15 protein-coding genes, 1 other RNA gene and 1 pseudogene are annotated in these 20,644 nt (G+C 72.5%); 11 read left to right on the top strand and 6 right to left on the bottom strand.

What is annotated here, in order from left to right; genetic code table 11:
* Positions 1-33: 33 nt before the first annotated feature.
* From LOK55_RS00685 to LOK55_RS00675, 3 genes are read right to left on the bottom strand one after another with little or no spacing between them, the layout of a single operon-like run.
* Positions 34-2,367: a DUF3488 and transglutaminase-like domain-containing protein gene (locus tag LOK55_RS00685; RefSeq protein ID WP_229933818.1), complete on the bottom strand. Its 2,334-nt coding sequence runs from the start codon at positions 2,365-2,367 to the stop codon at positions 34-36.
* Positions 2,354-3,628, bottom strand: coding sequence for a DUF58 domain-containing protein (locus LOK55_RS00680; protein ID WP_229933817.1), 1,275 nt, complete (start codon positions 3,626-3,628; stop codon positions 2,354-2,356). The genes LOK55_RS00685 and LOK55_RS00680 overlap by 14 nt, the downstream gene beginning before the upstream one ends.
* 4 nt (positions 3,629-3,632) lie before the next feature.
* Entirely contained in the window at positions 3,633-4,613 is a 981-nt protein-coding gene (locus tag LOK55_RS00675; protein ID WP_229933816.1) for a MoxR family ATPase, read from the bottom strand.
* 105 nt (positions 4,614-4,718) lie between these two features.
* On the opposite strand from LOK55_RS00675, the gene ffs reads away from it, so the two are divergent.
* From ffs to LOK55_RS00650, 5 genes are all read left to right on the top strand, one after another.
* An RNA gene (gene ffs / locus LOK55_RS00670) (signal recognition particle sRNA small type) lies at positions 4,719-4,815 on the top strand.
* Positions 4,816-4,897: 82 nt separating this feature from the next.
* On the top strand, positions 4,898-7,051 hold the full coding sequence (gene pta, locus LOK55_RS00665; RefSeq protein ID WP_229933815.1) for a phosphate acetyltransferase: 2,154 nt from the start codon (positions 4,898-4,900) through the stop codon (positions 7,049-7,051).
* Positions 7,048-8,241 (top strand): acetate/propionate family kinase, encoded by a 1,194-nt coding sequence (locus LOK55_RS00660; protein ID WP_229933814.1) that lies wholly within the window; start codon positions 7,048-7,050, stop codon positions 8,239-8,241. The genes pta and LOK55_RS00660 overlap by 4 nt, the downstream gene beginning before the upstream one ends.
* A gap of 31 nt (positions 8,242-8,272) precedes the next feature.
* Complete coding sequence (locus LOK55_RS00655) at positions 8,273-9,001, top strand: HAD family phosphatase (RefSeq protein WP_229933813.1); 729 nt, start codon at positions 8,273-8,275, stop codon at positions 8,999-9,001.
* A gap of 29 nt (positions 9,002-9,030) precedes the next feature.
* A complete protein-coding gene (locus tag LOK55_RS00650; protein WP_229933812.1) occupies positions 9,031-11,583 on the top strand; it encodes a glycoside hydrolase family 65 protein in 2,553 nt (850 codons plus the stop codon).
* 52 nt (positions 11,584-11,635) lie between these two features.
* Here the strand turns inward: LOK55_RS00650 and LOK55_RS00645 are convergent.
* Positions 11,636-12,769: pseudogene (locus tag LOK55_RS00645) on the bottom strand (NAD(P)-binding domain-containing protein).
* A gap of 105 nt (positions 12,770-12,874) precedes the next feature.
* On the opposite strand from LOK55_RS00645, the gene LOK55_RS00640 reads away from it, so the two are divergent.
* Genes LOK55_RS00640 through LOK55_RS00625 form a run of 4 tightly spaced genes read left to right on the top strand, consistent with a single transcriptional unit; the run spans position 12,875 to position 16,331 of the window.
* A complete protein-coding gene (locus LOK55_RS00640) occupies positions 12,875-15,052 on the top strand; it encodes a DNA polymerase III subunit gamma and tau (protein WP_229933811.1) in 2,178 nt (725 codons plus the stop codon).
* A 3-nt stretch (positions 15,053-15,055) separates the two neighbouring features.
* Positions 15,056-15,649, top strand: a complete 594-nt coding sequence (gene recR / locus LOK55_RS00635) for a recombination mediator RecR (protein ID WP_141380136.1) — start codon at positions 15,056-15,058, stop codon at positions 15,647-15,649.
* On the top strand, positions 15,649-15,828 hold the full coding sequence (locus LOK55_RS00630; RefSeq protein WP_229661428.1) for a hypothetical protein: 180 nt from the start codon (positions 15,649-15,651) through the stop codon (positions 15,826-15,828). Before recR ends, LOK55_RS00630 begins: the two co-directional genes overlap by 1 nt.
* Positions 15,771-16,331 carry a DMT family transporter gene (locus tag LOK55_RS00625; RefSeq protein ID WP_229933810.1) on the top strand — a complete coding sequence of 187 codons (561 nt, stop codon included), beginning with the start codon at positions 15,771-15,773 and terminating at the stop codon, positions 16,329-16,331. Before LOK55_RS00630 ends, LOK55_RS00625 begins: the two co-directional genes overlap by 58 nt.
* On the opposite strand, the gene LOK55_RS00620 is transcribed toward LOK55_RS00625, so the two are convergent.
* Together LOK55_RS00620 and LOK55_RS00615 are read right to left on the bottom strand one after the other, a co-directional pair.
* Positions 16,300-17,727 (bottom strand): threonine/serine exporter ThrE family protein, encoded by a 1,428-nt coding sequence (locus tag LOK55_RS00620; protein ID WP_229933809.1) that lies wholly within the window; start codon positions 17,725-17,727, stop codon positions 16,300-16,302. The two genes, LOK55_RS00625 and LOK55_RS00620, sit on opposite strands and share 32 nt — an antisense overlap.
* A 46-nt stretch (positions 17,728-17,773) precedes the next feature.
* Positions 17,774-18,079 carry a hypothetical protein gene (locus tag LOK55_RS00615; RefSeq protein WP_229933808.1) on the bottom strand — a complete coding sequence of 102 codons (306 nt, stop codon included), beginning with the start codon at positions 18,077-18,079 and terminating at the stop codon, positions 17,774-17,776.
* Positions 18,080-18,181: 102 nt separating this feature from the next.
* Between LOK55_RS00615 and LOK55_RS00610 the strand changes: the two genes are divergently transcribed.
* Both LOK55_RS00610 and LOK55_RS00605 read left to right on the top strand, forming a co-directional pair.
* Positions 18,182-19,480 carry an aspartate kinase gene (locus LOK55_RS00610; protein WP_141380134.1) on the top strand — a complete coding sequence of 433 codons (1,299 nt, stop codon included), beginning with the start codon at positions 18,182-18,184 and terminating at the stop codon, positions 19,478-19,480.
* Positions 19,481-19,523: 43 nt separating this feature from the next.
* The gene (locus tag LOK55_RS00605; protein ID WP_229933807.1) at positions 19,524-20,594 is read left to right on the top strand and encodes an aspartate-semialdehyde dehydrogenase; all 1,071 of its coding nucleotides are present in this window, start codon (positions 19,524-19,526) and stop codon (positions 20,592-20,594) included.
* Positions 20,595-20,644: the final 50 nt, after the last annotated feature.

Below are 20,644 nucleotides of genomic sequence, written 5' to 3'. Positions count from 1 at the left end.
GCGAGCGCCGGCCGGGCTCCCCGCCGATCGCGTTCAGGCCACGGCGTCGCGGTCGGCGAACGCCGAACCGGGGCGGGTCACCAGCGACCGCGGCAGCGCGACCGCGCGCAGCCGCTCCCGCGGGTCGGCGGCCGCGAGCATCCCGCGCCGGATCGCCTCCGCGTCGGCGAAGGCGCCGGCCGCGGGGCTCGCGCCCGCGCGACTGCCCGTGCGATCGTCCGCGGCGGCCGCCCGCCTCGTGCCCGTGGCGCCAGGGCCGGCGGCGGCGCCGGAACCGGGGCCGCCCGCCGCCGGCGCGTAGCTCAGCCGCTCCATGACCCCCACGAGGTGGTTCGTCTCGGCGGAGGGCGCCCCGTGCTGCGCGATCAGACGCGCGCCGAACGCGCGCGGCGACTCCGACAGCGGCACCGCGATGCCGAGGTCGATCGCCGTGTCCTGCACGGCGCGCCACGCACCACCCACGCCGCCGCGCGCCCGCTGCACGCGGCGCCGCGCCCACCCCGCCGCGGCGGGCGCGGCGGCGAGGGCGAGAACAATGAGCACCGTTGCCGAGAGCGGCCACAGGTCGATGCCCCGCGCGGCGACCGGCGACGCATCGCCACCGGAGTCGGGGCGCTCGGTCGGCGCCGCACTCGCCGCAGCCGACGACGTCGGCGTGGCGGTGGGCGCCGTGACATCCTCGCCGGCGTCGTCCACCGGCTCGCTCGCGCTCACGAACTGCGTGGGCGTGCCGAGGCTCTTCGTCGGCTCGAACGCGACCCAGCCGACACCCGCGAAGTACACCTCCGGCCACGCGTGCAGCTGACCCGTGGTCACCTCGGCCACCCGCTGCCCGTCGACCGTGTCGCCGGTGTACCCGCCGGGGAGAAACCCGACGACCACCCGCGACGGCATGCCGAGCGTGCGTGCCATCAGCGCGAACGCACCGGCGAAGTGCACGCAGTACCCCTCCCTGCGATCGAGGAAGGCGGCGACCGCCTCGACGCCCGCCCCGTCGAAGCCCTCCTCGACGGGGGTGTCGAGCGAGTAGCGGAACTCCGGGCCGCGGAACCAGCTCTGCAACGCCACGAGCCGGTCGTCGTCGGTCGCGGCGCCCGCGGTCACCTCACGCGCCGTGTCGGCGATGATCGCGGGGGTGTCGGCGGGCACCGAGGTGACATCGACCGCGGTGTCATCCATCCGCGCCGACGTGCCGCGGATCTGCTCCAGCGTCGGCCGCGGCACCTGCGAGACCACCTCGTACCGCTGGCCCTGCGCGTTGCTCTGCCCAGTGAGGAGCGTGCGGCTGTACGGCACCGCCCGCCAGTCGCCCTCGAGCCCGGTGACCCCCACCGCCGGGTAGGGCACGGGCAGGTAGGCCGACGAGAGCCGGCTGACGTCGACGTTCGTGCGGTATTCGGTGATGCGGATGCCGTCGGCCGCCGTCACCGGATCGAATGCCGCCTCGCTGAGCTCGACCGACCGCGGCCGGTCGGGCTGCCACACCTCGCCGTCGAAGAGCGACAGGGTCGCCACCCGCAGGTTGGGCAGCTGCGGGGCGTCGCTGCGGAACGTCAGCACCGTGACATCGTTAGGCTGGCGCAGGTCGTCGCCCAGGTCGAGGGAGGCGTCGATGCTCGCGGCGAGCCCGGCCCCACCGGCCGTCGCGGTCGGCGGCGGCAGCACGGGGCCGCCGATGACGGCGCCGACGATCGCGACCGCGCCGATCGCCAGCGCTACGGCGCTCACCCCGCCCGCCCGCGCCACCGAGGTCTCGCGCGTGCGCGTCTCGGCCCGGATCAGGAAGATCACCGCCGCGGCGAGCACGACGAAGGCGACCACGTCGACGCCGGCCGGCACCGCAATCGCCGGGATCAGCCACACGATCACGAGCGCCACCGCCGCCAGCAGCGGCATGCGCGCCGTGAGCACCACGTGATCGAGCGCGATCGCGAGCAGCCCGAGCGCCGCGACGATGACGAAGCTGAGCGAGCTCGTCGCGGCGAGCGGAGCCACCCCCTCGAGGATCTCCTGACCCGCCTGCTGCACGATCTCGCCCACCGCCTGCACCACGCCGCCGGTGGGGATGACCCGCAGAAGCGCCGTCTCGGGCAGGAACACCCCCGTGATCGCGACTGTCCAGACGGCGAGCTCCGTGAGGGTGACCGCGATCGCCGGCATCCGGCGCCGACGGCGCAGCGCGAAGCCGACCATCAGCAGCACCGCCATCAGCAGCGCCGCGCCGGGCAGCCACGCTCCGCTGTGTACGACGCGCAGGAGCGGGATCGTCGTCGCGACCAGGGCGATCCAGAGCGCGATCGTCAGGCGGAGCTCGCCCCGAGGGCGGCCGCGCCGAGCCGTGTCGGGCCGGGCGTCAGACACCGGCACGACGCGCTCCTCGGTCGGCCACGGCGTTCCACGCCGCGGCGAGGTCCGCCCCCGCGTCGACCTCGGCCACCCGCCACCCGGTCTCGGCGGCGTGCCGCAGCGCACCCGGCACCGGGCCGCTCGGGTCGAGAGGCCCGGTCGACGTCACGGCCAGCAGCATCGGCAGCGAGGTGTGGTGGAGGAGGGGAGTGAGCGCCGCGGCGTCCGCCTCGCCGATCGCCCCCGTGACGACGACGAGCGGACCCGTCGCGCCGCCCGCGAACAGGGCGACGAGACCCCCGAGGCTTCCCTCGCGGCGCGCCTTCACCGTCGCGAGGTCGATGGCGAGCCGCTCGATGCCGGTGGTGTCGCCCGCGTCGATCGCGTCGCTCAACGCCGCCCCGTCGCCGTCGAGCACCGCGACCGTGTACCCCTCGCGCACGAGCAGCGCGGCCACCGACAGGCACGCCGACACCGCCGCCTCGAAGCGGTCGTCGGTGCCGGGCGCGCGCGTGGCATCCACCGACCAGTGCGCGGCGGTGCGATCGAGCACGACGACCGCCTCCGGGGTCGTCTCCTGCTCCTCCTGACGCACCATCAGCTCGTCGCGGTGCGCGCTCGCGCGCCAGTGGATGCGCCGCATCGAGTCGCCGGGCACGTAGTGGCGCGGAATGAGGTTGTCGGCGCCCTGACCGAGCTGATCAGTCGCCGTGTGCATGCCGCCGCCGAGGTCGCCCGATAGATCGGCGAGCATGCCCAGCTCGACGAGGGCGGGCGTGATCGTCAGCGGCAGCGCGCGGCCGATGGTGCGGCGCCGGCGCGCGAGACCGAATGGATCGGTCGCGACCACGGACAGCGGGCCGATGTTCCGGATGCCTCGTCGCTCGGCCGTCGCCGTGTACGCCAGCCGCGCGTCGTGCCCCTTCACCCGCACACCGGACGTGGTCTGCGGGAACACCCCTGTCGCGTCGCCGTGCACCCCGGTCGGGAGCGTGTCCTGCCACTGGCCCTGGGCGGCCGGCAGCGCGGAGCGGATCTCGACGCGAAGGCCCACGACGACCTCCCCGCCCACCGGCACGACGGCCGGGTCGAACGACCGCGTCACCCGCTCGGTGCGGCGCACGAGGTACAGGGTCGCGATGCTGCCGGCCACCAGCAGCACCAGCAGCACGGCGAGGTAGAGCAGTTCCGCGAGCGCGAACCGCTGCGCGAGCACGAGGCAGAGGACGGCGAGCACGGCCGCACCCGTCCCGCGGACGGTCAGCGGCCAGCGCGAGAACACGGGGTCACCGGGTCGCGAGCGGCACGCGCACGCTGCCGACGATCCCGCGCAGGATCGCCGAGGTCGTGTCGGCACTCGAGCGGCCGCGCGAGGACATCGAGCCGCGCGCGGGGATCATGCGGTGCGCGAAGACGGGCTCGACGAGCGTCGCCACGTCGTCGGGGATGACGAACTCGCGTCCGTCGAGAGCCGCCCACACCTTCGCGGCGCGGATGAGCTGGAGCGTCGCGCGCGGGCTCGCGCCCAGACGCACGTCGGGGTGTTCGCGCGTCGCGCGGGCGAGGCCGACGGTGTACTCCTCGACGGCGGGGGAGACGTGGATGCCCCGCGCCCACGCGATCAGGCCGCGCACCTGATCCGTGTCGACGACCGGCGCCACGCCGTCGAGAGGGTTCGCTGTGTCGCGCTGACGCAGCATGAGAGCCTCGTTCGCGGCGTCCGGATACCCCATCGAGATGCGCATCATGAAGCGGTCGCGCTGCGCCTCGGGGAGGGCGTAGGTGCCCTCCATCTCCAGCGGGTTCTGCGTCGCGACGACCAGGAACGGGTCTTCGAGCGCGTGCGAGGTGCCGTCGACGGTCACCTGACGCTCCTCCATCGCTTCCAGCAGCGCCGACTGCGTCTTCGGGGAGGAGCGGTTGATCTCGTCGGCGATCACGATGTGCGCGAAGATCGCCCCCGGCTTGAACTCGAACTCGCGGTCGACCGGGTTGTAGACGCTCACGCCCGTGACATCCCCGGGCAGCAGGTCGGGGGTGAACTGGATGCGCCGCACCGTCGCGTCGACCGACGCGGCGAGCGCACGGGCGAGCATCGTCTTGCCCACTCCCGGCACGTCTTCGATGAGCAGATGCCCCTCGGCGAGGAGGCACACGAGGGCGGCGCGCACGGCGGCGGGTTTGCCGTCGATCACTCGGGAGACCGACGCGAGCACGGCGTCGGTGTCTCGGGCGAACGTCTCGGCGGTCGTCGGGGCGTAGGGCATGCGTGGCCTGTCTCGCGGCGTCGGTGTCGCCGCATCGTCGCGGTCGTTCTTGCTCGATGCTAACCCGCGATGTCTTCGGGCGGGTCAGACGTCGGGTAAACTCGGAGCAGCTCTCCGCGAGGCGGCATCCAGGCCAAATCCCCCAGGACGGAAACGTAGCAAGGGTAACCAGGCTCTGCCGGGTTCGCGGAGAGTCTTACTTTTCCCGGGTGGGATCCTCCCGGGCGGTTTTCCCCGGGGCCACTCCCTGTCCGCACCGGACGCCGCCGCCGTAGGCTGGCGAGGTGGCGCAGAGCATCTACATCACCTCCACCGAGGGGCTGTCCGGCAAGTCCACCATCGTCCTGGGCGTCATCGACGCCCTGACGCGCTCGATTCCGCGCGTGGGGGTCTTCCGCTCCATCGCGCGGTCGACCTCCGAGCGCGACTACGTGCTCGAGATGCTGCTCGATCACATCGGCGTCGACCTCGACTACGACGAGGCGGTCGGCGTCACCTACGACGAGGTGCGGCACGATCCGGATGCCGCGCTGTCGAAGATCGTCGAGCGGTTCAAAGCCGTCGAGGCGAAGTGCGACGCGGTCGTCATCGTCGGCAGCGACTTCACCGATGTCGGCTCGACGAGCGAGCTCGGCTACAACGCCCGCATCGCCGCGAACCTCGGCGCTCCCGTGCTCGTCGTGCTCAACGGGCGCGCCGACCAGGGCGACCGGCTCGGCATGAGCGTGGCGCGCACCCCCGAGCAGCTCGGGCAGCTGATGTCGCTCGCGCTCACCGACATCTCCCACCAACGCGCCGAGCTGTTCGCCGTCATCACGAACCGCGCCGACCCGACCCGCCTCCGCGAGATCAACGCGGCCGTGCACGCCGTCGTCGCCGACGCGCCCGCCGCCGACGGCACGCGCGAGGCGCCGGTGGGGGTCTGGTCGATCCCCGAGGACGTGCTGCTGGTCGCCCCCGCCGTGCGCGACATCATGCTGCGCCTCGACGGGCGGCTCCTCCGCGGCGACGAGGAGCTGATGACCCGCGAGGTGCTCGACGTGGTCGTGGCGGGCATGTCGCTCAACAACGTCCTGCCGCGCCTCACCGACGGGGCGATCGTCATCGTGCCGGCCGACCGCACCGAGGTGCTGCTCGGGCTGCTGCTGGCGAACTCCTCGGGCACCTTCCCGTCGATCTCGGGCATCATCCTCAACGGCCCCTTCCCGCTGCCGCCGGCGGTGCAGGAGCTCATGGCGGGTCTCGACTCGTCGCTGCCGATCGTGCAGACCGACCTCGACACGTACGACACCGCCGTCCGCGTGATGGGCTCGCGCGGGCGCCTCGCCGCCGGTTCGCAGCGCCGCTACGACCGGGCACTGGCCCTGTTCGAGCAGAACGTCGACACCGAGGAGTTCACCCGCGCGCTGGGCCTTGCCCACTCCGCCGTCGTCACGCCGCTGATGTTCGAGTACCAGTTGCTCGAGAAGGCGCGCACCTCGCGCAAGCGCATCGTGCTGCCCGAGGGGAACGACGATCGTGTGCTCAAGGCGGCCGCGACCGTGCTCACCCGGGGCATCGCCGACCTGACGATCCTCGGCGAGGAGGCGGAGGTCCGCGGCCGCGCGATCGAGCTCGGCATCGACCTGTCCGCCGCGCAGGTGCTGAGCCCGTTCGACCCGGTCATCGTCGACCGCTTCGCCCGCGAATACGCGGACCTCCGCCGCCATAAGGGCGTCACGTACGAGCAGGCGGCCGACACGGTGACGGATGTTTCGTACTTCGGAACGATGATGGTGCACCTGGGCCTGGCAGACGGCATGGTCTCGGGCGCTGCGCACACGACTGCGCACACGATCCGGCCGGCGTTCGAGATCATCAAGACCCGGCCGGGCGTCTCGGTGGTCTCGAGCGTCTTCCTCATGGCGCTCGCCGACCGCGTGCTGGTGTACGGCGACTGCGCCGTCATCCCCGACCCGACCGCGCCGCAGCTGGCCGACATCGCGATCTCGTCGGCGGCGACGGCGACGGAGTTCGGCATCGAGCCGCGCGTCGCGATGCTGTCCTACTCGACGGGGGAGTCCGGGTCGGGGGAGGACGTCGACAAGGTGCGCGAGGCCACCGCGCTCGTGCGCGAGCGGGCGCCCGAGCTCCTCGTCGAAGGCCCGATCCAGTACGACGCCGCGGCCGACGCGGCCGTCGCGAAGGCGAAGATGCCCGGCTCCGCCGTCGCGGGGCGGGCCACGGTGTTCGTCTTCCCCGACCTGAACACCGGCAACAACACCTACAAGGCGGTGCAGCGCTCGGCGGGCGCCGTCGCCATGGGGCCGGTGCTGCAGGGCCTCAACAAGCCGATCAACGACCTGTCGCGCGGCGCGCTCGTCGACGACATCGTCAACACCATCGCCATCACGGCCATCCAGGCCCAGTCCGCCCCGGCAGAGGGAGCATCCGCATGACCGTCGTGCTCGTGATCAACAGCGGTTCGTCGTCGTTCAAGTACCAGCTGATCGACGTCGAGTCCGAGTCGGCCCTGGCATCCGGCCTCGTCGAGCGCATCGGCGAAGGTGTCGGCGCCATGACGCACAAGGTGGGGGATGCCTCGTACGAGCGCGAACTGCCGATCCCCGATCACGCCGTGGGATTCGAGGTGATGCTCCGCGCCTTCGACGAGTACGGCCCCTCGCTCGTCGAGCAGCCGCCCGCGGCCATCGGGCATCGGGTGGTGCAGGGCGGCGCGCGCTTCTTCCACCCGACGCTCATCGACGATCTCGTCGAGATCAACATCGACGAGCTGGCGGTGCTCGCGCCGCTGCACAACCCGGGAGCGGTGCAGGGCATCCGCGCCGCCCGCACGGCGTTCTCCGATCTGCCGCACGTCGCCGTGTTCGACACGGCCTTCCACCAGTCGCTGCCCCCCGCCGCCTACACCTACGCGATCGACCAGGACCTGGCGCGCAAGCACCGCATCCGCCGCTACGGCTTCCACGGCACGAGCCACAAGTTCGTCAGCGAGGCCGCCGCCGACTTCGTCGGGCGTCCCCTCCGCGAGCTGAAGCAGATCGTGCTGCACCTCGGCAACGGGGCGTCGATCACGGCGATCGACGGCGGGCTGTCGGTGGAGAACTCGATGGGCCTCACGCCGCTCGAGGGCCTCGTCATGGGCACGCGCTCGGGCGACATCGACCCGTCGGTGATGCTCGTGTTGGCGCGCCGCGAGGAGATGACCCCGAGCCAGCTCGACGACTTCCTGAACAAGCGCAGCGGCGTGCTCGGCATCGCCGGCGTCTCCGACATGCGCGACATCGAGGATCGCCGGGCCGCCGGCAACGGGGCCGCGATGCTCGCCTTCGACGTCTACGTGCACCGCCTGCGGGCGTACCTCGGCGCGTACATCGCCCAGCTCGGCGGCGTCGACGTCATCTCGTTCACGGCGGGCGTCGGCGAGAACTCGCCGCTCGTGCGTGCCGCCGCGCTGGCCACCCTCGGCTTCCTCGGCGTGCACGTCGACGAGGCGCGCAACGAGGAGCGTCGCCGAGGCATCCGCGTCATCTCGACCGACGACTCGCCGGTCACGGTGCTCGTCGTGCCGACGAACGAGGAGCTCGAGATCGCCCGGCAGACCCTCGCGGTGACGGGTCAGTTATGAGCCGTTCACACCTCCCGACTACGCTGTGAGAGTGACTGCGGACCTTCCCGACCTCTCGTCCTACGACGGTGTGCTCTTCGACCTCGACGGGGTGCTCACCCCGACCGCCGAGGTGCATATGCACGCCTGGCGCACGATGTTCACCGACCTGTTCTCGGCCTGGGGCATCTCACCCGAATACACCGACGACGACTACTACCGCTACCTCGACGGCAAGCAGCGCTACGAAGGGGTCGCGAGCCTGCTGCGCTCGCGCGACGTCGAGATCCCCTGGGGCGATCCGTCCGACCCGCCCACGGCCGACACGGTGTCCGGCGTCGGCAACCGCAAGAACGAGGTGTTCGCGGCGGTGCTCCGGGCCGACGGCATCGCGCCCTACCCGGGCTCGCTGGCCCTGATCGAGCGCCTGCGCGCGGCGGGCACGCCGATCGGGGTCGTCTCGAGCTCGAAGAACGCCGAGGAGGTGCTCGCCGCCGCCGGCATCCGGGGCTTCTTCCCCGTCGTCGTGGACGGCGTCGTCGCGGCGCGCGAGGGGCTGCGCTCCAAGCCCGAGCCCGACATGTTCGCCGAGGGTGCGCGCATGCTCGGCGTCGATCCCGCCCGCAGCGCCGCCGTCGAGGACGCGCACTCGGGCGTGCAGTCGGCCTCCACGGCCGGGTTCGGCCTCGTCGTCGGGCTCGACCGCGGTGCGGGTGCGCAGGCCCTGCTCGATCACGGCGCCGATCTCGTCGTCGACGACCTCGCGGCGTTCGTCTCGTGATGTTCGCCCGCATCGAAGCGATGGACCCGATGGATCGCGATCGCTTCCCGGTTGACCCCTGGCGCCTGGTCGAGACGGCCTTCTCGCTCGACGACATCGGCGTCACCGAGACGCTGTTCGCGCTCGGGAACGGCTACCTGGGGCTTCGCGGCAACCACCCCGAGGGGCGGCCGGCGCACGAGCACGGCACGTTCATCAACGGCTTCCACGAGACGTTCCCGATCCGTCACGCGGAGCAGGCCTACGGCTTCGCCCAGGTCGGCCAGACGATCGTGAACGCGCCGGATGCCAAGGTCATGCGGGTCTACGTCGACGACGAGCCGCTCGACTTCGTCACCGCCGACATCCGCGAGTACGAGCGCGTCCTCGACATGCGCACGGGCGTGCTTACGCGGCACGTGCGCTGGATGACCCCGAGCGGCAAGGACGTCGTCGTCGACGTCGACCGCATGGTGTCCTTCGAGGAGAAGCACCTCGCGATCATGCGCCTGACGGTGACGGTGCTGAACTCGGATGCCCCGGTCACCGTCAGCTGCCAGCTGATCAACCGCCAGGACGGCGAGGACGTCTACGGCGGACGCGCCCCCGGGAGCGGCAAGGGCGGTTTCGACCCCCGCAAGGCCGAGCGCATCTCGGAGCGCGTGCTGCAGCCGCAGGAGTACTGGCAGGACGGACCGCGGGCGGCGCTGTCGTACCGCACGACCGAGTCGGGCATGACCGTGGCGGTCGTCGCCGACCACCTCATCGACACCGAGAACGAGTACTCGGAGCACACCCTCACCGAGCCCGACATCGCCAAGCACGTCTTCCAGGTGCAGGCGCGGGCGGGCGTGCCCGTCACGGTCACCAAGCTCGTCAGCTATCACACGTCCCGCGGCGTGCCCGCGCGCGAGCTCGTCGACCGCGGCCGACGCACCCTCGACCGCGTCGAGGCCGTGGGCGTCCAGACCCAGTACGACCGCCAGGCGGCGTGGATGGCGGCCTTCTGGGAGCGCTCCGACGTCGTCATCGGCGGCCACGACGATCTGCAGCAGGCGACCCGCTGGTGCCTGTTCCAGGTGGCGCAGGCCGCCGCGCGTGCCGACGGACTGGGCATCCCGGCGAAGGGCGTGACCGGCTCGGGCTACAGCGGCCACTACTTCTGGGACACCGAGATCTACGTGCTCCCCTTCCTCGTCTACACGACGCCGCTCTGGGCGCGCAACGCCCTGCGCATGCGCTACCTGATGCTGCCCGCCGCCCGCAAGCGCGCCGTCCAGCTCAACGAGGCGGGAGCGCTGTTCCCCTGGCGCACGATCAACGGCGAAGAGGCGTCCGCCTACTACGCCGCCGGCACGGCGCAGTACCACATCAACGCCGACGTGAGCTTCGCGCTCGGCAAGTACGTGCGCGCCACGGGCGACGACGAGTTCCTGTACCGCGAGGGCGTGGACATCGCCGTCGAGACGGCCAGGCTGTGGGCCACGCTCGGATTCTGGCGCTACAGCGAGGACGGCGCCCACGAGGTGTTCCACATCCACGGCGTCACCGGCCCCGACGAGTACACGACGGTCGTCAACGACAACCTGTTCACGAACGTCATGGCCCGCTACAACCTGCGCTTCGCCGCCCGGGTGGTCCGGGAGATGGCCGACACCGCGCCGCACGAGTACGCCGCGATGGTCCGCCGCCTGGGGCTCGACGAGGGTGAGCCGGATGCCTGGGACGCGGCGGCCGAGGCGATGCACATCCCGTACAGCGACGTCCTCGGCATCCATCCGCAGGACGAGGTCTTCCTCGAGCGCGAGGTGTGGGACCTGGAGAACACGCCGCCCGAGCTGCGACCGCTGATGCTGCATTTCCACCCGCTCGTGATCTACCGCTATCAGGTCCTGAAGCAGGCCGACGTGGTGCTCGCGCTGTACCTGCAGGGCAACCACTTCACCGACGAGGAGAAGCTCGCCGACTTCAAGTACTACGACCCGCTCACGACGGGCGACTCGACCCTGTCGGCGGTGGTGCAGGCGATCCTGGCGGCCGAGGTCGGCTACCAGAAGCTCGCGCTGGAGTACTTCGCGCAGTCGATCTTCGTCGACCTCGGCGACCTGCACCACAACGCCGCAGACGGGGTGCACGTGGCGTCGGCCGGCGGCGTGTGGACGGCGCTCGTCGCCGGGTTCGGCGGCATGCGCGACCACTGCGGCGAGCTCTCGTTCGACCCGCGCCTTCCCGCCGACTGGCCGTCGCTGTCGTTCCCGCTGCACTGGCACGGCACGCCGCTACAGGTCACGATCACCCGTAACGAGCTCACCGTCGTCGCCGGAGAGGGCGAGCCGGTGCTCTTCTCGGTGCGCGGCCGCGACTACGAGGTCGCCGGGGGCGAGACCGTCACCGTCGCGCTCGCCGGTCAGGGGCCCGTGATCGCCGGACGGCCGACGCTGGAGGACATCGTCGAGTTGCTGCGCGAGCACGGCATCCTGCTGTCGGCCTCGGTGCCGAGCGTGACGGTGACCACGACGATCCCGGTCATCACCGACTCGATCGCGGTCTCCGATCTCGCCGGGGGCCGGGAGGAGCTGGGCAACACCGGCGTCGACAGCTGATCGGCGGCGGCCCGGGGCGACGTCACGCGCGTCTTTATCACGAGCGTTCGCGTCACGCCCGGGCCGCGACGATCGCCCGGACGGCGTCGCGTCCGGCGCGGTTGGCGCCGACGGTCGACTGCGACGGGCCGTAGCCGATGAGGAACAGGCGCGGCTCGTCGAGCGAGCGCCCGTTCGCGACGCGGATGCCGCCCGCCGTCGTGCGGAGCCCGAGCGGCGCCAGGTGGCCGATGTCGGCGCGGAACCCGGTCGCCCAGAGGATGGCGTCGGCGCGCTCGAACGAGCCGTCGGGCATGCGCACGCCGCCGGGTTCGATGGTGCTGAACATCGGATGCCGCACGAGCACGCCTCTCGCGCGGGCGGCCTCCGACCATGCGGTGCGATGCTGACCGGTCACCGAGATGACGCTGCCGGGCGGCTCGCCGCGCCGCACCCGTTCCCCGACCCCCGCGATGGCCGCGATGCGCGCGGCGGTGTCGAACCCCGTGGCATCCCACGTCACCTCACGTCGGGTCAGCCAGAACGTGTCGGCGACCTGGGAGATCTCGTCGAGCAGCTGCACGGCCGAGATGCCGGCTCCCACGATCACGACGCGCTCGCCGGCGAACTCGTCGGCCGACACGTCGTCGTGCACGTGCAGCTGGCGGCCGCGGAAGGTCTCGGCGCCGGGAAGGCGCGGCCAGAAGGGGCGTCGCCAGGTGCCGGTGGCGTTGATGACGAAGCGTGCGGTCCACGCCCCGGCAGCCGTCTCCACGACGAGACGCCCCGCGGGGTCGGCGTCGGCGCGGCGCACGGCGCCGACGCGCACGGGTCGTCGGACGCGCAGGTCGAAGCGCTCCTCGTAGTCGGCGAAGTAGGCGGGCAGCACGTCGCGGGCGGCGGCGTTCGGGTCGGCGGGCGGTACGGGCGCGCCGGGCAGCTCGTGGATGCCGTTGACGGTCGCCATCCTGAGCGACGCTCACCGGTGCTGCCAGGCGCCCCCGGGGGCGTCGTCGGCGTCGAGCACCACGAAGGTCGGGGCGCCGCTCGTGGTGTCGTCCGGGGCGCCGTCTCGTGCCCCCGTGTGGGCGCCCTCGCGCGGACCCGCGGCCGCGGGCACGAAGCCGCGCCGGCGCAGGTGATAGGCGGCGGAGAGCCCCGCCTGCCCTGCGCCGATCACGACGACGTCGACGGGCTGCGCTTCCACACCGCGTGCAACCGCCCACGGCGTGGGTCTGTTCCCTGCGCGGTTCCGGGCGGTGTTCCCGGCCGCGCCCGGCCCGATGTCGGACGCACGCCGTAGTCTGTTCTGGTGACCACCGCCCTGTACCGCCGCTACCGGCCCGAGTCGTTCGGCGAGATGATCGGGCAGGCCCAGGTCACCGATCCGCTCATGACCGCTCTGCGCGGCGACCGCGTGGGCCACGCCTACCTGTTCAGCGGTCCGCGCGGCTGTGGCAAGACGACGTCGGCGCGCATCCTGGCGCGGTGTCTCAACTGCGCCGAGGGCCCGACCGACACGCCCTGCGGCGTGTGCGACAGCTGCGTCGAGCTCGGGCGCGGCGGGGGCGGGTCGCTCGATGTGGTCGAGATCGACGCCGCATCCCACAACGGCGTCGACGACGCCCGCGACCTGCGCGAGCGCGCGATCTTCGCCCCCGCCCGCGACCGGTTCAAGATCTTCATCCTCGACGAGGCGCACATGGTGACGCCGCAGGGGTTCAACGCCCTGCTCAAGCTCGTCGAGGAGCCGCCCGACCACGTCAAGTTCATCTTCGCGACGACCGAGCCCGAGAAGGTCATCGGCACGATCCGCTCGCGCACGCACCACTACCCGTTCCGGCTCGTCGCCCCGGCGGCGATGCTCGAGTACGTCGAGCAGCTATGCGCGCAGGAGGGGGTGCAGGTCGAGGCGGGTGTGCTGCCGCTCGTCGTCCGCGCCGGCGGCGGCTCGCCGCGCGACACGCTGTCGCTGCTCGACCAGCTCATCGCCGGGTCCGAAGACGGGCAGGTCGCCTACGCCCGCGCCGTCGCCCTGCTCGGCTACACGCACGCCGAGCTCCTCGACGAGGTCGTGTCGGCGTTCGCCGCGAACGACGCCGGCGCCGCCTTCGCCGCGATCGACCGCGTCGTGCAGACGGGTCAGGATCCGCGCCGGTTCGTCGACGACCTGCTCGAGCGGCTCCGCGATCTCATCGTCGTCGCCGCGACCGGCGAGGGCGCCGGGGCGGTGCTCCGCGGCATCCCCGCCGACGAACTCGAGCGCATGTCGGTGCAGGCCGGCGCGTTCGGCGCCGACCGCCTCTCGCGCATCGCCGACCTCGTCGTCGGCACCCTCGACGACATGAGCGGCGCCACGTCGCCGCGCCTGCAGCTCGAGCTCCTCGTCGCCCGCGTGCTCGCGTCCGCGGCGGGGGTCGCGGCTGCGCCGGCTGCCGCGGCCGTCGCGACGCCCGCGGCACCTGCAGCCACGCCGCCCAGCTCTGCTCCGGCGGCTTCCGCTCCGGCCGCCTCTGCACCGGCCGCCTCTGCTCCGGCCGCCTCCGCCCCGGTCGCGCCCGCGCCCACCCCGCCGGCGGGGCCGATCTCGATCGGGCAGGTGCGCGATGCCTGGCCCGAGGTGCTGCAGCAGCTCGAGCCCGTCAGCCGGTCATCGTGGATGCTCGCCACCGCGGCGACGCCGGTCGCCTTCCAGGACGACGTGCTCACGCTCGTCTTCCAGAGCCAGGCCGACGTCGCGGCGTTCAAGAAGCTCGCCGGCGGCAAGGGGCCGAGCGAAGACCTCCGCGGCGCGATCCTCGCGGTGCTCGGCGTGCGTGTGAAGTACGTCGCCCGGCACGAGCCGACGCCCGGCGCGGGTGACGGGGGAGCGTCGGCCGGTCCCGCGGCCCCCGGCCCGGGGGGAGAACCCGCGACGGCGCCGAGCACATCCGACGGCCACCCCGCGGCGCCCGCGGCGCCCGCGGCCGCACCGCAGGCCTCCGCGCCCGCCACCCCGCGCGGCGGCGACGGCCCGGCACCCGGCGTCCCGGCATCCACCCGCCCCGCACCCGCCCGGTCGGCGTCGGCGCCGTCCGGGGCGGCGCCCGTCACCGAGTGGGCCGTCGCCACGATCCCGTCCGGCGATGCGGACGGAGCGCCCGCGCCGCAGTTCGCGGTCGACGACGAGCCCGAAGACGCGGCCGCCGTGCCGGCGCGCACCCTGACCCTGCAGCGCGACGGTGACGTCATGCCCTACGCCGACGTGCCCCCCGACGACGAAGACGACGTGCCCCCGCCGCCCGATGACGACGCGCCCGTGCCGCCGCGGCTCCCCGTCGCCGCGCAGCAGGCGCCGCGCGCCGCGGCGGCCGAATCCGCCGTGGCCACCCGCACCCCGAGCGCGCGCGGCAACCGCATCGAGCGGGTCGGCGAAGCGGTCGTGCGCCAGGTGCTCGGTGCGACGTTCATCAGAGAAGAGCCGCATACTCCCGCCACGAGGTTCAACTAACGCATGTACGACGGCATCGTCCAAGATCTCATCGATGAGTTCGGGCGTCTCCCGGGCATCGGCCCGAAGTCGGCCCAGCGCATCGCGTTCCACATCCTGCAGACGCCCACGTTCGACGTCGCCCGGCTCTCGCAGCTGCTCGGCGAGCTCCGCGAACGCGTGCGGTTCTGCGAGATCTGCGGCAACGTCAGCGAGCAGGAGCGCTGCGCGATCTGCCGCGACCCGCGCCGCGACGGCACCCTCATCTGCGTCGTCGAAGACGCGAAGGATGTCTCCGCCATCGAACGCACCCGCGAGTTCCGCGGCCTCTACCACGTGCTCGGCGGCGCGATCAGCCCCATCGCGGGCATCGGTCCCGACGATCTGCGCGTCACGCAGCTCATGCAGCGGCTCGCCGACGGCACCGTGCAGGAGGTGATCCTCGCGACCAACCCGAACCTCGAGGGCGAGGCGACGGCCACCTACCTCAGCCGCCTGCTGCACACGCTCGAGATCCGGGTCACCCGCCTCGCCTCCGGCCTCCCCGTCGGCGGCGACCTCGAGTACGCCGACGAGGTCACGCTCGGCCGCGCCTTCGAAGGCCGGCGGAACATCTGATGGTCGGCGCCGTCTCGGGGCGCGCCTGGGCCCTGTACGCGCTGATGGCGGTGCTGTGGGGCATCCCGTACCTCTTCATCAAAGAGGCCGTCGACTCGTTCTCGCCCGCGGCGACCGCACGATGCTCTCGCCGGCACGCGCGATCGGTCTCGCGGTCGGCTTCGCGGGCGTCGTCGTGATCGTCGCCGGGCCCGGCCTCGCGGTCGCCGACCCGGCCGCCGCGCTCACGGCGATCGGCGAGGTGCTGCTCGTCGCGCTCCTCTACGCGACCGCGCCGTTCATCATCGCGACCAAGCTCGCCCACGTGCCCTCGCTCGGCACGATCACCCTCTCGCTCCTGGCGGTCGGCGTCGCCTACCTGCCGATCGCGCTGCTGACGCAGCACGAGCTGCCGACCGTGCGCAGCTCGCTCTCGCTCGCCGCGCTCGGCATCTTCTGCACGGCGCTGGCGTTCCTGGCGTTCTTCGCCCTCATTGGCGAGGTCGGCCCCGTGCGGACGCCGCTGTTCACCTACGTGAACCCGATCGTCGCGATCCTGCTCGGCGTGATCGTACTCGGCGAGTCGCTGTCGGTGGGCCTCCTCGTGGGCTTCCCGCTCGTGCTCGTCGGGTGCTGGCTCGCCGCCACGGGCGGCCGGCTGCGCCGGCGGGTCAGCGTCGGAGACGGGCTCGCGAGCGGGTGACGCCGTGCAGCGTCGCCGTGAGCGGCTGGCCGAGGTAGAGCCCGAGTGACGCGCCGACGGCGAGGGCGACCCCGACCGTCGCCGCGCCCGCAAGGGTGACCGCGCCGCCGAGGAGGAGCGCCGGATCGTCGCCCGACTCCACGATCGTCAGCAGCCCCCGGAAGACGGCGGCGCCGGGCACCATCGGCAGGATCGCCGCGATCGTCACGGCGACCGACGGCACGTGCAGGCGGAAGGCGATCAGGATGCCGAGCAGGCTGCCGAGGAACGCGCCAGCGCCGCTCGCGGCGGCCGTGTCGAAGCCGAGAGTGCTCGCCGCGACGAACCCCGCCCAGGCGATGAAGCTCAGCGCGGCGCTGATCACCACGATCCGCAGGCCCGCGCCGTTGAAGACGGCCACCGCGACGGCGATGATCGCCGCCCCGAGGAACTGCAGGGCGAGCGGGCCGAGGGGGAGCGCCTGGCTCGGCGGCGCCATCGCGAAGCCGAGCACGCGGGCGAGCTCGAGGCCGAGCAGGATGCCGAGGACGACGCCCACCGTCTGCGTGACGAGCTCGAGCAGGCGGCCGAGGGCGGTCAGCGCGAAACCGTCGATCGCGTCCTGCGCGGCGCCGACGACCGTGAGGCCGGCGAGCATCAGCACGATGCCCGACGCCACGATCACCGACGGCCGGATGGATGCCGCCTGATCCCAGCCGGTGCCCGCCAGCAGCGGCGTCAGCGCCGCGACGATCGTCAGCACGAAGCCCCCGGCGATCTGGCTGAAGAAGAACGGCACCCGCGCCCGCGCCAGCAGGTACTGGGTGAACGCGGCCAGGGCGGCGGCGACGAACGCGAGCGCCATGTTGAGCGGGTTGACGCCGAACATCACCGCCACCCCGACGGCGAGGAGCGCCTGCGCGGCGATCACGACCACGGGGCGATAGCGGAAGGGCGTGCGGCGGATCTCGCGGCAGCGATCCTCGGCATCCTCGAGCGCAAGCCCCGCGGAGATCTCGGTCAGGAGGGCCTGCAGCCGCTGCAGCTTCGCGTGGTCGGGCGCCGCCCCGTGCACGACCCGGAGCGTCGTCACGGGAGCCCCGTCGGCGGCGCGGCCGGCGGCGGTGATCGAGTTGTACGTCACGTCGACGTGGAGGGGGTGGAGACCGTAGGCGGCGGCGATCCGCACGATCGCGCGGGTCACCTCGCTCGCGGGGGCGCCGACGACGAGCATCGTCTCGCCGGTGCGCACCGCGAACTCGATGATGCGCGTCGCGAGCTGCTGATCGAGCACCGGGATCGCGGTCGTGTGCGCCGCACCGTCGCCGCCTTGCAGCAGCAGCGACTTCAGCGATGACGACAGCCGGCGACGCGGGGCGGTGGGGGCATCCGTCGCCGTCACCTCGTCTGCTCGCACGCTGACGATGCTAGGCGACGCCGCTGAACGCGCCTCTCAGCGTGGATCAGCGCAGCACTTCGACGAGCACGACCCACGAGACGAACAGCGCCGCGACGATCGCGGCGATCGCGCCGGCGGCGAGCCAGACGAGCCCGCTCGGGTCGGCGAAAAGCAGCAGGACGCCGCCGACCGCATAGAGCGCCGGCGCGAGGAAGGTCACGACCGACTTGCCCGCCCGCAAGCGGTTCTCCGGGTGACGGTTCTGGTAGATCCGCACGGTGTCGTCACCGGAGAACCCGGCCGTGACGAGGCTCCCGACCACCACGACGACGCCGTACGCGAGCGCGGACAGGCCGGGGATGAGGCCCACGGCGGGGGTGCGCGCTGTCGTCTGTCATATGGCAGGGCCGGCATCGGCCGATCTCTACAATGGGGGCATCCATCCCCTCGAGTGACGCCGGGAGTTCCACACGTGGCGCTGATCGTCCAGAAGTACGGCGGTTCGTCCGTCGCCGACGCCGAGAGCATCAAACGCGTCGCCAAGCGCATCGTCGACACCCGCCGTGCGGGCCATGACGTCGTCGTCGCGGTGAGCGCGATGGGAGACACGACCGACGAGCTGCTCGACCTCGCCCACCAGGTCGCGCCCATCTCGGCGCCGCGCGAGCTCGACATGCTGCTGAGCTCGGGGGAGCGCATCTCGATGGCGCTGCTGGCGATGGCCATCCATTCGATGGGCTTCGAGGCGCGCTCGTTCACCGGCAGCCAGGCGGGCATGATCACGGATGCCACGCACGGCGCGGCGCGCATCGTCGACGTCACCCCGGTGCGGCTGCGCGAAGCCCTCGACGAGGGCGCGATCGTGATCGTCGCCGGCTTCCAGGGCTTCAACCGCGACACGCGTGACGTCACGACCCTCGGTCGCGGCGGCTCCGACACGACCGCGGTGGCCCTCGCCGCCGCGCTCGACGCCGACGTCTGCGAAATCTACAGCGACGTCGACGGCATCTACACCGCCGACCCGCGGGTCGTGCCCAAGGCGCGCAAGCTCGACGTCGTCACCTCCGAGGAGATGCTCGAGCTCGCCGCCAATGGGGCGAAGGTGCTCTACATCCGCGCCGTCGAGTACGCGCGCCGGCACGGCGTGATGATCAACGCCCGCTCCACCTTCAGCTCCAGCCAGGGCACGTTCGTGCTCGGCGCCGGAATGTCCATCCCCGCCGCCGTGGCGGCCACGCTAGAGGAGTCCGCCATGGAAGAGCCCATCGTCGCCGGTGTCGCCACCGACCTCGGCCAGGCCAAGGTCACCGTCGTCGGCGTGCCCGACGTGCCCGGCAAGGCCGCCGAGATCTTCACCGTCGTCGCCAAGAGCGGCGCCAACGTCGACATGATCGTGCAGAACGTGTCGGCGGCGGCGACCGGACGCACCGACATCTCCTTCACCGTGCCGAAGGCGGATGCCGCGCTGGCGCTGCGCGCGCTCGCCGCCGAGCAGGCCGGCATCGGGTTCGAGAGCCTCGTGCACGACGACCAGATCGGCAAGCTCTCCGTCGTCGGCGCCGGCATGCGCACCCACTCGGGCGTCTCGGCGACCCTCTTCGAGGCGTTGTCGACGACGGGCGTGAACATCGAGATGATCTCGACCTCCGAGATCCGCATCTCGGTGGTCGTGCGCGGCGACGAGCTGGCCGAGGCGGCCCGCGTGGTGCACACCGCGTTCGGTCTCGACGGCGACATCGACGCCGTCGTCCACGCCGGCACCGGCCGCTGACGAGGCTAGAATCGCCGAAACCCTTCTCACGCTAGGACCCGCCATGACCCGCATCTCCGATTCAGGACTCTCCGTCGCCGTCGTCGGCGCCACCGGCCAGGTCGGCACGGTCATGCGTGAGATCCTCGCGGAGCGCGCGTTCCCGATCCGCGAGCTGCGCCTGTTCGCCACGGCCCGCTCGGCCGGCACGGCGGTCGAGTACGGCGGCCAGACGGTCATCATCGAGGACGTCGCGACCGCCGACCCGGCCGGCATCGACATCGCCCTGTTCTCGGCCGGTGCGACCGGATCGCGCGCGCACGCCCCGCGCTTCGCCGAGGCCGGCGCCGTCGTCATCGACAACTCGAGCGCCTGGCGGATGGACCCCGAGGTGCCCCTCGTCGTCAGCGAGGTCAACCCGCACGCGGCGCTCAACCCGCCCAAGGGCATCATCGCGAACCCCAACTGCACCACGATGGCCGCGATGCCCGTGCTGAAGCCCCTGCACGAGGCCGCGGGCCTCGAGCGCCTCATCGTCAGCACCTACCAGGCCGTGTCGGGCTCCGGCCTCGCGGGAGCCGAGGAGCTCCTCGGCCAGGTCGAGGGCGTGCTCGCGCAGGGCCACACGCTCGACCTCGTCCACGACGGGTCGTCGGTCGACTTCCCCCAGCCGGAGAAGTACATCGCCCCGATCGCCTTCGACGTGATCCCGTTCGCCGGCAACCTCGTCGACGACGGCGACAACGAGACCGACGAGGAGAAGAAGCTCCGGGGCGAGAGCCGCAAGATCCTCGAACTGCCGGGCCTGCGTGTCGCGGGCACGTGCGTGCGGGTTCCGGTGTTCACCGGGCACTCGCTGTCGATCCACGCCGAGTTCGCCGAGGACATCACGCCCGACCGTGCGCGCGAGATCCTGGCATCCGCCCCCGGCGTCGTCCTCGAAGAGGTGCCCACGCCGCTCCAGGCCGCCGGCGCCGACCCGAGCTTCGTGGGGCGCATCCGCGCCGACCAGTCGGCTCCCGAGGGCAAGGGCCTCGTGCTCTTCGTCAGCAACGACAACCTCCGCAAGGGGGCGGCGCTGAACGCCGTGCAGATCGCCGAGCTCGTCGCGGCGCGCCTGGGCGCCACCGCCTGATCGCACGCCCGCAGTTCACGCGCGGGTAAGAACCGGCATCCTTGACGGCC

Origin of the sequence: Microbacterium sp. F2E (genome assembly GCF_020905435.1) — a bacterium.
Lineage (GTDB): Bacteria > Actinomycetota > Actinomycetes > Actinomycetales > Microbacteriaceae > Microbacterium > Microbacterium lacticum.
The sequence above is the reverse complement of the archived record's forward strand: the minus strand, read 5'-3'. Positions and strand labels throughout refer to the sequence as shown.